This is a genomic window from Stappia sp. ES.058 (genome assembly GCF_900105595.1).
Classification (GTDB): Bacteria; Pseudomonadota; Alphaproteobacteria; order Rhizobiales; family Stappiaceae; genus Stappia.
Genome location: NZ_LT629784.1, coordinates 1,431,580 through 1,443,763 on the forward strand (window position 1 = coordinate 1,431,580; position 12,184 = coordinate 1,443,763).

Annotated in this window: 13 protein-coding genes; 10 read left to right on the top strand and 3 right to left on the bottom strand. The window is 63.2% G+C overall.

Annotated elements, in window-relative coordinates:
* Positions 1 to 108 precede the first annotated feature (108 nt).
* The 5 genes from BLU32_RS06600 (at position 109) to BLU32_RS06620 (ending at position 3,662) form a co-directional block, all read left to right on the top strand.
* The gene (locus BLU32_RS06600) at positions 109 to 306 is read left to right on the top strand and encodes a DUF6494 family protein (protein ID WP_093805539.1); all 198 of its coding nucleotides are present in this window, start codon (positions 109 to 111) and stop codon (positions 304 to 306) included.
* Positions 307 to 438: 132 nt separating this feature from the next.
* On the top strand, positions 439 to 1,206 hold the full coding sequence (locus BLU32_RS06605; protein WP_093805540.1) for a biotin/lipoate--protein ligase family protein: 768 nt from the start codon (positions 439 to 441) through the stop codon (positions 1,204 to 1,206).
* 2 nt (positions 1,207 to 1,208) lie between these two features.
* Positions 1,209 to 1,694 (top strand): DUF6505 family protein, encoded by a 486-nt coding sequence (locus tag BLU32_RS06610; RefSeq protein WP_093805541.1) that lies wholly within the window; start codon positions 1,209 to 1,211, stop codon positions 1,692 to 1,694.
* A complete protein-coding gene (locus BLU32_RS06615) occupies positions 1,694 to 2,710 on the top strand; it encodes a DUF6352 family protein (protein WP_093805542.1) in 1,017 nt (338 codons plus the stop codon). The genes BLU32_RS06610 and BLU32_RS06615 overlap by 1 nt, the downstream gene beginning before the upstream one ends.
* Before the next feature lie 46 nt (positions 2,711 to 2,756).
* The gene (locus BLU32_RS06620; protein WP_093805543.1) at positions 2,757 to 3,662 is read left to right on the top strand and encodes a DMT family transporter; all 906 of its coding nucleotides are present in this window, start codon (positions 2,757 to 2,759) and stop codon (positions 3,660 to 3,662) included.
* On the opposite strand, the gene gcvA is transcribed toward BLU32_RS06620, so the two are convergent.
* Positions 3,648 to 4,556, bottom strand: coding sequence for a transcriptional regulator GcvA (gcvA, locus tag BLU32_RS06625; protein WP_093805544.1), 909 nt, complete (start codon positions 4,554 to 4,556; stop codon positions 3,648 to 3,650). The genes BLU32_RS06620 and gcvA overlap by 15 nt on opposite strands.
* 373 nt (positions 4,557 to 4,929) lie before the next feature.
* Between gcvA and BLU32_RS06630 the strand changes: the two genes are divergently transcribed.
* From BLU32_RS06630 to BLU32_RS06640, 3 genes are all read left to right on the top strand, one after another.
* Positions 4,930 to 6,168, top strand: a complete 1,239-nt coding sequence (locus tag BLU32_RS06630) for a multidrug effflux MFS transporter (protein WP_093805545.1) — start codon at positions 4,930 to 4,932, stop codon at positions 6,166 to 6,168.
* A 114-nt stretch (positions 6,169 to 6,282) separates the two neighbouring features.
* Positions 6,283 to 7,710 (top strand): multicopper oxidase family protein, encoded by a 1,428-nt coding sequence (locus BLU32_RS06635; RefSeq protein ID WP_157727544.1) that lies wholly within the window; start codon positions 6,283 to 6,285, stop codon positions 7,708 to 7,710.
* 44 nt (positions 7,711 to 7,754) lie between these two features.
* Positions 7,755 to 8,057, top strand: a complete 303-nt coding sequence (locus tag BLU32_RS06640) for a DUF3144 domain-containing protein (RefSeq protein ID WP_157727545.1) — start codon at positions 7,755 to 7,757, stop codon at positions 8,055 to 8,057.
* Between the two features lie 70 nt (positions 8,058 to 8,127).
* Here the strand turns inward: BLU32_RS06640 and BLU32_RS06645 are convergent, their stop codons facing one another.
* Positions 8,128 to 10,167 (bottom strand): 4Fe-4S dicluster domain-containing protein, encoded by a 2,040-nt coding sequence (locus BLU32_RS06645; protein ID WP_093805546.1) that lies wholly within the window; start codon positions 10,165 to 10,167, stop codon positions 8,128 to 8,130.
* Positions 10,168 to 10,435: 268 nt separating this feature from the next.
* Here BLU32_RS06645 and BLU32_RS06650 point away from each other — a divergent pair, with 268 nt between their 5' ends.
* Both BLU32_RS06650 and BLU32_RS06655 read left to right on the top strand, forming a co-directional pair.
* Positions 10,436 to 10,972 (top strand): DUF3305 domain-containing protein, encoded by a 537-nt coding sequence (locus BLU32_RS06650; RefSeq protein ID WP_157727546.1) that lies wholly within the window; start codon positions 10,436 to 10,438, stop codon positions 10,970 to 10,972.
* Positions 10,969 to 11,805, top strand: a complete 837-nt coding sequence (locus BLU32_RS06655; protein ID WP_093805548.1) for a DUF3306 domain-containing protein — start codon at positions 10,969 to 10,971, stop codon at positions 11,803 to 11,805. Before BLU32_RS06650 ends, BLU32_RS06655 begins: the two co-directional genes overlap by 4 nt.
* Before the next feature lie 46 nt (positions 11,806 to 11,851).
* Here the strand turns inward: BLU32_RS06655 and BLU32_RS06660 are convergent, their stop codons facing one another.
* A complete protein-coding gene (locus BLU32_RS06660) occupies positions 11,852 to 12,181 on the bottom strand; it encodes a hypothetical protein (RefSeq protein WP_093805549.1) in 330 nt (109 codons plus the stop codon).
* Positions 12,182 to 12,184 lie beyond the last annotated feature (3 nt).

Below are 12,184 nucleotides of genomic sequence, written 5' to 3' on the forward strand. Positions count from 1 at the left end.
GATCAATGACTTGCGATGAAGCGCGGACTCAAGACACAAACCACTTGAATCGGCTTGTGAACGGACGGCACCTCCATCGCTCATACCTCCAACGACAGGATCGATAAAATGGACAATGAAACCTTCAACATGTCGATGCGCAAGTTTCTGAAGCAGGTTGGTGTGACCTCGCAACAAGCGCTTGAAGAGCATGTGCGCGAGGCTGGCCTCACGAGCGGAAAACTGCCCGCGCGCGTCGTTTTGACGATTGACGGTCAGACGTTCGAACACGTCGTGACCGGTGAAATCGATCTCGGTGACGACTGATTGCTTCTGGTTGAATCAGTGGGTGAAGGAGTCCTGTCAATTGCCTGACGGGACTCGCCATCATGGATCTTCCGCATATGGCATTCCCGCATTGCTTGAACACTGTGTTCCAGTCTGTGAAGGAGAGGGGCAGTGTTGACGCCCGACCCGACATTTCCGCCCTTGTTGACCGGCCACGCGGTACCGGCCAGCGCGGATGTTTTCGAAGACGCCTGCCGTGGCGCTCAGGATGGCCGCTTCGGCGCCGGCGATTTCGTCTGGTCGCGGCGCACCGACACCGTGTCGCTCGCGCTGGTGCTTGAACCGGAGGTGCCGGCGTCACGCAGCTTTGAGATGTTGTTCCTCACAATGGTGGCGGCCAATGACGCGCTTGGGGCGATCACTCCTCCGGAGACCGCCCTGACCTTTCTTTGGCCGGATGTGTTCAAGGTCAATGGCGCGAAGGTCGGGCGCGCGCGTCTGGCGACGAGCGATGAACTGGACGATGATGGCGCGCCGCTCTGGCTGACGGTTGCGCTCGAGTTTCGCCTGGCGCCGCTCGACGGGCCGCTTGAGCCGGGCGAGACGCCGGATCGGACAAGTCTGATCGACGAGGGGGCGGTCGATCTCGACAGGACACAGGTGATTGAATCCCTGTCGCGTCATTTGCTGACCTGGATCCATTCCTGGGATGTCGACGGGTTCGCTCCGGTCCTCGACAACTGGCTCTTTCGGGCAGAAGGATATCGTGGTGCACATGCTGTCGAATCGGTCGGTGGCGTAGTCGAGGGCACCTTCCTCGGGCTCGACGAGGAGGGCAACCTTCTGATCAAGCGCGATGCCGCGAGTGGCGGCGACACCCTGTCGCTACGGCTGCGCGAGCATCTGTCTTCTCACTCTCTGGAGGCCTCGGAGGCCTGATCATGCCGAAATTCCTGAAAGCCATTCGTCTCGATGCATCGGACACCCAAGTGTTTCCCGCCGCGGCCGAACCGGGCGACTGGGTGATCCCGGGCACTTTCGCCTTTCGCGCCTACACGCCGGAGGGTCTGGAAGGCAAGGTCCGTCAGGCTTTCGTGTCCGGTTTCCTGTCGCTTGAAACATTCGGCTGGACCACGCTCGCGACGCCTGCGGAGATTTCGGCCGACGAGCGAGAGCGGCTGGTGGAGCGGCTGGCCCAGCACTTTGTCGATGAGCATGGCGCTCCCAGTGCGGATGCTTCGCGTGGCGTGGCAGAGGCTGAGATCGCCGACGCGATGGAACTTGCCGAAGAACTGGAGATCAATGCTTTGCTCGCGATCCAGCGCGAGATCGACGACGAGGGCGCGATTCATGAACGCTTTCATCTGGTCACGCCACCGGAGGACGCGCCGCACGCGCGGATCTGGGACGTGAGCGGTGACGAGTGATGCGAAGCTTTTGGAAATCTTCCGGGATGCATCTCGTGGAGCGTGACGAAAACGGCTGGTTGACGGTCACACCGGATTTTCTGCGGGCCTATTTCACCCGACCCGAAATCCACCCGGTGGAAGACTCCTGTCCGGCGGAACACCGCCTGTTCGAGGCGCTGATGAGCGATCCCTTCCGAACTGTCGGCGCGGAGGAGGTCGCCGCGATCGCGGATGCGGATGCGGCCGAAAACTACCGCATCATTTTGGGGTTTCGCGATCATCTTGCACGAAACGGGACGGTTGAAGCGTCTTATGCCGCGCTGTTCGAAGAGGGCGCGACGGTCACCATTCCGCCGATGTTCATCGATCAGATGGTGCACCTCATTGCGCACAACATTCTGCGCAAGGTCGCTGACCCGATGCGCCTGCGCGCCGGTGAACTGCTGTTTCGCGAGCAAGCGGTGACCACGACGGACGGCCAGCTCATGCTGGCGGATGCCGAAATCGTGAAGACCTATTCGAAGACCGGCGGTCTGGGAGGGCTGGGCGCGTTGCTTGCCGAGACGGGCACGCCCACACGCGACATCGCCCTGGATGTGCTCGCAGAAGACAACAAGGGTATTTACTGGGAGCGCTCCGACCGTTTCGATACGGCGATTGATTTTCGCTTCACCGAACCGGCGCTGGATGCGTTTGCACGCGTGCTGGAAAGCTGGATCGGTCACTTTCACGGCGTCGGCGTACGGATCCAGCCGCAGCAGTCGATCCGTGACGAGCGCTGGTCGTGGCACATCGGTCTCGATTCCGAGGCGACCCGACTGCTGAACGCGCTCTATGAGGGCAAGCCGGTGGACGAGTCCGACATGGCGCGGGTGGCGGCGCTGTTTCGCCTCGACTTTGACAACCGCAGCGATAGTATCGAGAGCATGCGCGGCAAACCCGTCTGGCTCGGGCTGGCGATGGGGCATGACGGCATCATCCGCATGAAGCCGCAAAATCTCTTGACGAATATGCCCATTCGCAAACGCCATTGATCTCATTGCACGCCCTCTCGACAGGACGCAAACTGCAAGGCCTTCCATGACACCCCCCGACAACGGGCGCGCCGTCGCCATCATGATGCTCGCCATGATGGGTTTCATCTTCAACGACAGCTTCGTCAAGCTCGTGTCGGAAAACCTCCCGCTTGGTCAGATCATGTTCCTGCGCGGGGTCTTCGCGCTTGCGCTCCTGCTGGTCATCTGTATCGCCAATGGTTCGATCCGGCGGTTTCCGCGCCTGTTGAACCGTTGGGTTGGCGTGCGGGTCTTTGCCGAGGTCGTCGCGACCATGTTCTACCTGACGGCCTTGTTTCACCTGCCGATTGCCAATGCGACCGCGATCCTTCAGGCGTTGCCCTTGCTGGTGACAGCCGGGGCGGCGATCTTTCTCGGAGCGCCGGTCGGCTGGCGGCGCTGGACGGCGATCGTCGTCGGGTTTTGCGGGGTTCTGCTCATCGTCCGCCCCGGTATGGCGGGCTTCGATGCCTGGGCGCTCGTCGCGCTTGCCGGCGTGATGTTCATGGTTCTGCGCGATCTCTCGACCAACGTCCTGCCGGCCCATATCCCCACCCTCGGCGTTTCCTTTGCCACCTTGTGCGGGGTCTCGGTGATGGGCCTCGTGCTGTCCACGACCGAGACATGGCCGATGCCGACGGCAAAGGAACTGATCTTCCTGGCCACCGCGGCCGGTTTTATTCTCGTCGGATTCACATGTCTTATCAGCGCGATGCGGATGGGCGACATCTCGATGGTTGCGCCCTTTCGCTACTCCATCATTCTGTGGGCGATCCTGATCGGATATGTGGTTTGGGGCGATGTTCCCGACCTTCCCACACTTGCCGGCATCGCCATTCTGGTGGCAACCGGTCTCTACAGTCTGATGCGCGAGCGCAAGCGGCTGCACGCCCCCGGTCCAGCCTCCAAGACGGGACTAAGAGGCAGCTGACGTCTCCGCGATTTCCTGACGCACCCAGTCCCTGAAGGTTGCCGCCGCGCGCCGCCGGAAGGTCGCGGGCAGCCCGACGAGATGAAATCTCGGGTGGATCGGCAATCTCAAGGAAAAAGGCGTGACCAGTCGGCCGATGCGAATGTCTCCGGCCGCGAGACTTTGCCGTGCGAGCACCACGCCGGCGCCTGCCGCCGCCGCGTCGAGTGCGTGTTCTGCGTGGTTGAAACGCAGCCCCCGGGAGGGATCTACATTCATCGCCCCCGCCTCCGTGAGCCAGTCTGCCCAACCTGGAACATCGGGGAGGTGGCGAATGCTGTCGTCGTGAAGCAGTAAAACGCCAGCAAGCGCTTCCGGTGAGGCCAGCCGCGCGGCAAGCTCCGGCGTGCAGGCCGGGGTTGCGGTTTCGTCAAGTAGGGGTTCCGCTTCGAGGCCATCATAGACCCCCAGGCCGAACCGGATCCCGACATCCGCGTCGCCGGTCAGGAAGTCGATGTTCTTCATGTTGGCGGATACGAGAATCTCGATTTCGGGATAGGCGTCCACGAACCGATGCAGGCGAGGCACGAGCCATTTTGCCGCGAAGGCGGGGCCGGTCGAAACGACGAGCCGGCTGTCGTTGCCCGGCGCAGCGAGCTGCTCCACGGCCTCGTTCAGGAGGAGAAGACCTTGCTCGACGCCAGGCAGCAGACGTTGCCCCGCTTGTGTCAGCGCGATCGACCGGTTCATGCGTTTGAACAAGGGCTGGCCGAATTGGTTTTCGAGTGTGCGGATCTGATGGCTGAGAGCGGATGGAGTGAGGTTCAACTCCTCTGCTGCGCGCGAGAAGCTGACATGACGGGCGACCGCCTCGAACACGCGCAGACCGTTCAGTTGGGGAAGATTGAATCTCATACAGATGAATTTTCCTCAATCGAGAGTCAAGAAATACGAGTTTGTCGGGTGACTTGCAATAAACTACTTCAAGTGACAGGCGATGTTGACCGATGTCGCCGTGTGACGACAGGAGCTTGCGATGTCCCGCCGCGATCCACGTTTCCTCGATCCGTTCAACCTGAGCGAAGCGGATCTCCGTTTTTTCACAGAGAAGGGGCGCCTCGAGCGAGCGCTCGCGGTTCGGTCCTTGCTGCGTCACGTATTTCATCCAGGGTCACGCGATCCGGGATCTTGAGGCCCTGCCGGACGATGCATGAATGGCGTTTGTTCTTTGCTCCGGGCGCCGGCCTTTGGTCTTGCCAATGCCGGCGCCCAGACCGTACTTAAGCCTATGACAAACAGCCTCTCGTCGGCCTTGCCCGAACGCCGTCCCTCGCTTGCGCTTCTCGTAGCCGTTTCCTCCGTAAGCCCGCTCGCGCTCAATATCTATCTGCCGTCCCTGCCGGTTCTGGTCGACGTGTTCGACACCACCGCGGCGATGGTGCAGCTGTCGCTGTCGCTCTATCTCGCGGCGATCGCAATCGCGCAGATCGGCATCGGACCACTCTCCGACCGCTATGGCCGGAGGCCCGTGTTGTTGTGGGGGCTCGGGTTTTTTCTGATTGGCAGTCTCACCTGCGCGGCAGCGACCAGCATCGAGGTGATGCTCACTGGACGCATGTTGCAGGCGGCGGGTGGCTGCGCCGGCATCGTTTTGGGGCGGGCGATCGTGCGTGATCTCTTTGATCGCCGGCAGTCCGCCAGCATGATCGGCTATGTCACCATGGGCATGGCGGTCGCGCCGATGATCGGGCCGGCCATAGGCGGCGTGCTAGACGAGACCTTCGGCTGGCGGTCGAGCTCCTATTTGATGATCGCCCTGGGCGCGCTGGTGCTCGCATGGGCCTGGGCGGAACTCCACGAGACCCATCACACGCGCGCGTCCGGCGGGGGCATGCGCGGGCTTGTACGCAGCTATGCGGCGCTTTCGCGTTCTCGGCTATTTTGGGCCTATACGCTGACGTCGGCCTTCACCTCTGCGGTGTTCTTTTCCTTCCTCGGCGGCGCGCCATTCCTGGCCGCGCGCCTGTTCGACATGTCGCCTTCAGCCTATGGCCTTTATTTCATCATGGTCGCGGCGGGCTATATGGTTGGCAATGGCATCTCCGGTCGGTTTTCGGAAAGGCTCGGGATATCGCGTATGATCCTGGGGGGAAACTGCGTCCTGGTGTGCGCCGTGTCGGCCATCGCCGCGTTCTTCGCGCTCGGCTTTGTGCATCCATTGGCGCTGTTCGCGCCGATGTTCGTGGTTGGTGTCGGCAACGGCATGTCATTGCCGAACGCGATTGCCGGGTCGGTCAGCGTCCGTCCGGATCTGGCCGGCGCGGCGTCGGGCCTGACCGGCAGCCTTCAGATCGGCGCTGGCGCGATTGCCTCCGCGCTTGCCGGCTGGTTGTTGTCGGGGGTCTTGTGGCCGGGTACCGTCTGGGCGCTGGTTCTGGTAATGGCGCTTTCCTGTGTAGGCGCGGTGACTTTCGGGACGATTGCGCGCAGGCTCGAGCGCGGCGCCGAGGAAGCCTGGACCGGCTGACGCTGGGTAGGCCGACGGGTTTTCTCGCTCGGGGCTTGCTTTCGGGTTTCACGCCGTCAGGTTTCAACGATAGGCTTTGTCGGCCGCCGGATTTGGGTTTCGAAGAGGGATGTCATGACAAGACCGGTCGGGATCACGCGCCGCGCTGCACTTCTCGGCGCCACCGGCGCCGCAGTGTGGGGCATGCTTCCCTCTCTGATCGGCCGGGGGGGGGCCGCGACGCAAGAGCCGCGCGCGCTCACCGCGCGCAAGGGCCGCGCAGCACTTTGGGAAAACGGCGGGCCGCAGGCCGATATCTGGGGCTATGACGGACGTGTTCCCGGTCCGCTGCTCACAATGAAACAGGGCGAAACCCTTGATGTCCGTTTCAGGAACGAGCTGGAACAGCCGTCGACGATCCACTGGCATGGCATCCGTATCGAGAACGCCTATGACGGTGTCGCGGGATTGACGCAGCCGGCGGTGGAGCCGGGCGGCACCTTCGATTATCGCATCAAGGCCCTGGACGCGGGCACCTATTGGTATCATCCGCATAACCGCTCCTGGGAGCAGCTCGCGCGCGGGCTCTATGGCGTTCTGGTTGTCGAGGAACCCGGACCCAAGGCCTATGATCGCGACGTCGTGCTTGCCTTCGACGACTGGCGTCTCGACGAGGCGCGGCAGATCGATGTCGCAAGCCTCGGAGCCATGCACGACTGGGCCCATGCGGGGCGCCTCGGCAATGTGCTGACGGTCAATGGCCAGCCTTATCCGCGCTTTCCGGCGCGCCCGGGCGAGCGGTTGCGGCTGCGCGTGGTCAACACCGCCAATGCCCGTGTCCTGACAATCCGCTTCACCGGTCTTGCGCCGCATCTGGTGGCCCTCGACGGTCAGCCGGTCGCACCGGAGTTGCTCGCCGACGAAACGCTGCTGATTTCCCCGTCACAGCGTGCGGATCTGATTGTCGACCTGCCCGCCGATGCGAAGACCTTCACCATCGAGGAAGCATCGGGTCAGCCGTTCGCGGCGTGCGAATTCGTCCTCGATGGCGATGCCGTGACACGCACGACGCCACTGCCGGAGGATATCGCGCTTCCCGCCAATCCGCTGCCGAAGGCGCTCGATATGGGCGGAGCCCTGACGCAAGACCTCCTGATGGCGGGGGGCGCTATGGGCCGGATGAGCGGCGCCACGCTGAAGGGCGAGCAACGCGGCATGCGCGAGCTTGTCGATCAGGGCAAGGTCTGGTCCTTCAACGGGATTGCCGGTACGCATGGCGATCCGGCGATGTTCAAGATCGCGCGGGGCCGGACGGTGCGCATGCCGATCATCAACGACACGCGCTGGCCGCATGCCATTCACGTGCATGGGCATCACTTCAAGGTGGTGGCGCGCAACGGCGCGCCGGTGGCGCGCGAGGAGTGGCGCGATACGGTTCTCGCCGACCCGGGCGAGCGCGTCGAGATCGCCTTCGTTGCGGACAATCCGGGAAAATGGATGGTTCATTGTCATATGCTGGAGCATCAGGTCGCCGGCATGATGTCATGGTTCGAGGTCACCTGATCCCAAGTCGCGGAAAACGAAAACCAATCAAGGGAAGACAGCTGATGAGCAACCGCCAGGAGCGTCGTGCGGCACGCGCGCAAGGGGAACTCGACACCGCCGGCTTCCTGCAGGTCGCGGCCCGCTTCATTGAGGTGGCCAACCGGGAAAACCGCAAGATCCCGGCCACAGACCTGCATCTGGCCTTTCTGTGGGCCGCCTCGCGCTACAACGCCCATGTCGCCAAGACGGTGCTTGAGGTCGACGATCACGAGGCCTTCGTGACCCATATGGTCAATCAATACACTGAGATGCTGCGCCAGAACCTCGCAGACCCGGAGCTCGATCCGCCGGCGGGGTCCGCGTGAGCCACCTGTCTTTGTAATAAAGCGCCGCCGGTTGTCCCTGGCGGCGCTTTTCGTTCGGGAACTGCGCAGATCAGTCGTCCTTGAGAAAATCGTCGGCCGAGAGCGAGCCCTTCTCCAGCGCCAGATAATCGGCCGTGGTGGTGAGGCGGGGACGCGTTCCGCCGCGTAGCGGCGTATCCGGCATCTCCCACTGGGCCGAGATGCGGCAGTCGTCGCACATCTCGATCAGTCGGGCCTGATCTTCGCGCTGGAACATCCAGTGCTTGCCCGAAAGCTTTTCGCGAATGCGCGCGATCGAGGACTTGGTGCCGAAGGCCTTGCCGCAGGACACGCAGGTCGCCGGCTCCTCCTCATGCAGCACGACGGGACGGATCGCCTCCGGTGCCGAATTGTAGCGCGGCTCCAGTGCGATAACGTTTTCCGGGCAGGTGGTCGCGCACAAGCCGCATTGCACGCAGGCGGCTTCGGTCAGGTTCACCTGCGGCTTGTCGGGATTGTCGGCCAGAGCATTCGCCGGACAGGCAGAGACACAGGCCAGGCATAGCGTGCAGCCATCCGCATCGATGGAGATGCGCCCGTAAGGCGCCGTCTCCGGCAAGGCGATAATCGTTGCCGGCTCGGGTGCGGATTGCATCAGGCGCGAAATGGCGCTTCGCGCGACGTCCCGCTTGCCGCCGACAGGATCGAAACTGGCGGGCGTGTTCGGGAGTGGCCCGGTCGGACGGGTAAAATACCCGACGACGGCGTCCGGGTCGGCTTCCATGGCGATGGAGAACACGCCGTCCTTCGCATAGCCCATGCCCTGCAACAAGGCTTCACCAAGTGCGATTTCGCATTCCAGGGCCTCGGTCTCGTCGGCCTTGGAAGGCGGACAGAGGAAGACCATGCGTCTGCCACCTGCAAGCACGGCGGCGAGCATCGCGTCATGGCCGAACACGGTGACGGCATGCACAGCGATTGGCAGGACGTTGCCTGGCAATCCGTCGGAAAACCTTGCCAGGGCGTTGATCAACTCCAGCCCGTGGCTTTCGTCATGGACGAGGACGATCGGGTCCTTGCCGCCGGCCTCCAAATAGGTTCCGAGCAGGGTTTGCAGGCGGCGGATCAGTGTGTCGCGCGCGGGGTAGGTGTAGGCGACAGCTCCGGTCGGGCAATGCGCCGCGCAGGATCCGCAGCCGCCGCAGATGCCGGGATCGACCGCGATCTGCGTGCCAACGCTGGTGATCGCACCGGCAGGACAGGCGTCCAGGCATTTGGTGCATCCTGTCTTGCCGGAACGGCCATGCGCGCAGATCGACGCATCGTATTCCACGTAGACCGGTTTTTCGAAGGTGCCGACCATGTCGGAAACATCGAAGAGCGCACGCGCCACCGCTGCCGGATCCTTCGGATCGGCGCGCATGTAGCCATCGCGTTTTTGCGGTGCCGTGACCAGCGGCGTCTCGCCGGACAGATCGAGAATGAGGCTGCAGGTCGACATTGCGCCGTCGCGCGGCATGGCGAATTGCGCGGAGCCGCGTGAAGACGGCAGGATCTGCGCGTAGCCGTCAACCGTCACGGAAAACGCGCCAAGAGATCCGGACACGGAGCGAATGCGTCCGTTGTGCACCGGCACCTCGAGTATCGTCGGCAGCACCAGATCCGCGGCATCGCTCAGGAGAAGCGAGACCGAAAGCCGGCCTTCAAGCGCACGGGCGGCGTCGAGGGCCTGCTGGCCCTTGCCGTAGATCAGGCAGACCCCGTCGGATTCGATTGAGCGCAAGGGTGCAGGCTCGCCGGCGACCCGTGCTTCCGCCAGAAGGGCGGAGATCTTGGGATGGGGATCGGTGCCGCTCGCGCACCAGCCGGCGCGCTCGCGAATGTTCACATAGTCGATCCGCTGAGTGGCGCCGTGTTCTTCGGCGACTTCGTCGAAAAGCGGGGCCTCCTGCGTGCAGCCGACGAACAGGGGCTCGCCGGTGGCCAGCGCCTTTTCGAAGGCGGTAAGCTGCGAGCGGCACAATTGGGTGTGAAGCGGGGTGTTTGCGTCAATACCCTCGATCCGGGCGGGGTCGAGGCGCATGGTCTTTTCGCAATCGCACAGGAGAACCCTTGTTTGGGTCGCTGTCATGAATTCCTCCGTCGCGGAACCGCCGGTTCGGCAGGCGGCGCGTTCCGGCAGCTTGTCATTTTGCCGCGAAGATAGCGCAGGTGATCGCGAATTTCCTAACCGAGATTGCACTGTGGCAAAATCTGTGTGCTTGCAGGAAGACGCAGCGTTCCGGACGCAGGACGGACATTGTCTTTCCGCCTGCAAGGGACCAAAATCATGGGGTGTCTCCGAAGGGGGGCAGACGCCAGCATTGTCAATGCAGACAAATGGATTGTAGGAGTTTTGCGTGGAACGGGAAGTGTCAGCCATGCTCGGCGTCGTCCTCGAACGACGACCGGCGACATCGCGGTGGGTCGACTGGGTCTGGGCCGTGCCCGAGGTCGTCGCCGCTGCCCCCGCGACGGATGGTTGGCACGAAGTCGCTCGCGATGGGGAGACCGTGCGCTATCTGTCGGCGCCGCATGCTTTAACGCTGCATCACAAGATGGTCGAAGCCTACGACAGCAACATCGAAACCGGCGTCCCCTGTGTATGGGCACTGCTGGAAGAGACCGACAGCGGTGCCGAACCGCCGTGGCGGGTGTTTGGCCTGACGGCCGATCCCCATGAAGCGGAGGGCTTTCTGGAACGTCCTGACAGTCTCGTCGAACGGGTCACCATGCCTGCTGCGACGGTTGCCTGGATGGCGCGGTTTTTGGCCGCGATTCCCGAGGCGCCTGCCTTCAGGAAGCGGCGTCGGACGAAGGCTGTCGAGGAACGGCAGATTTTTGGAAAGGCGCCGATCTTCAACCCCGACGGCCGGTCGGAAGAGGACGGATCATGAGTGAATTCGACAAGGACACGACGGGAAAAGCCACGTCGGGAAAGAGGCCGGCGGTCGACGAGGACGCCGGGTTTCTGAGCCGCTGGTCCCAGCGCAAACGGGCGGTGCGGCAGCAACGCGAGCGCGATGAAGCGCGCTTGGCGCCGGCTCCGTTGGAGCAGGCGGAGAAAGCCGCCGAGGCAGCGCGCATCCGCGAGGAGAACCAGGCGGCTGCCGAAGAGGTCGATCTGGAGACCTTGGCGTTTGACTCCGACTATTCGGTCTTCTTGAAAGAAGGTGTTTCAAAGCAGCTGAAAAACACGGCGCTGCGGAAGTTGTGGCGGTCCAACCCGGTGCTCGCCTGCGTTGATGGACTGAACGATTATGACGAGGACTTTCGCACCGTCGAAACCCTGGTCGAGGGCCTGAAAACCTCCTGGCAGGTCGGCAACGGTTACGGCTGGATGGAAGAGCGCGACAAGGCGGACGCCGCTGCGAAGGAGGCGGCGGAGGGCGAGGTGCCTTCGCTTGATCCGGCCGCTGGCGAAGCGCCGGACGTTGCAGGGTCGCTTCAGGGCGCAGACAGGCGTAAGGCCGAACAGGACGCCGATTTGGCTACACGACCCGAGACGGATGAACGGACGGACACAGCAAGCGGGTCATCTGGCTCCGAGCAGGGCGATGCGCTTTCCGGCCACGCCGCAGGGAAAATCCATGCGACGTCCCCGGCCGAGCCTGTTCCGGTTTTGTCGGGCGGGTCGTCCGGCGACAGGGAAGGGGTGCAGGAACGGGCTGCGGCATCAAGGCCGGAGCCGCCGGAGCGCCCGGCACGAAGACGGATGCGTTTCAGTTGAAGTCGCCTTTTCACCGGAGGGCCGGGCCACAGCGCCCTGGCGATTGCTATTGCGGTGGAAATTGCGCCTGGCAATAGCTGACCGCCCGGGTCTTGAAGGTGTCATATTGCGCATCGTCGATCACCCCGTCGCTGCGCATCTGATCGACGGCGCCCACCCGCGATTGCAGGCACGCCGCAAGTTCAGGGTTCCCGGCAAGATCGGCGTTGCCGGCGGGCGCGAGGTGCTCGAATGGTGTCAGTGCCACGCCGGCAAACCCGACGCGCCCGATCCACACAATCGCGAGAACGGCCAAACCTGCAACGACCAACGCCGACAGGCGTGCGGCCGGCCTGTCGAGCAGAGCGCTTCGCGATCCGCTGTCTTTCGTCTGCATGGC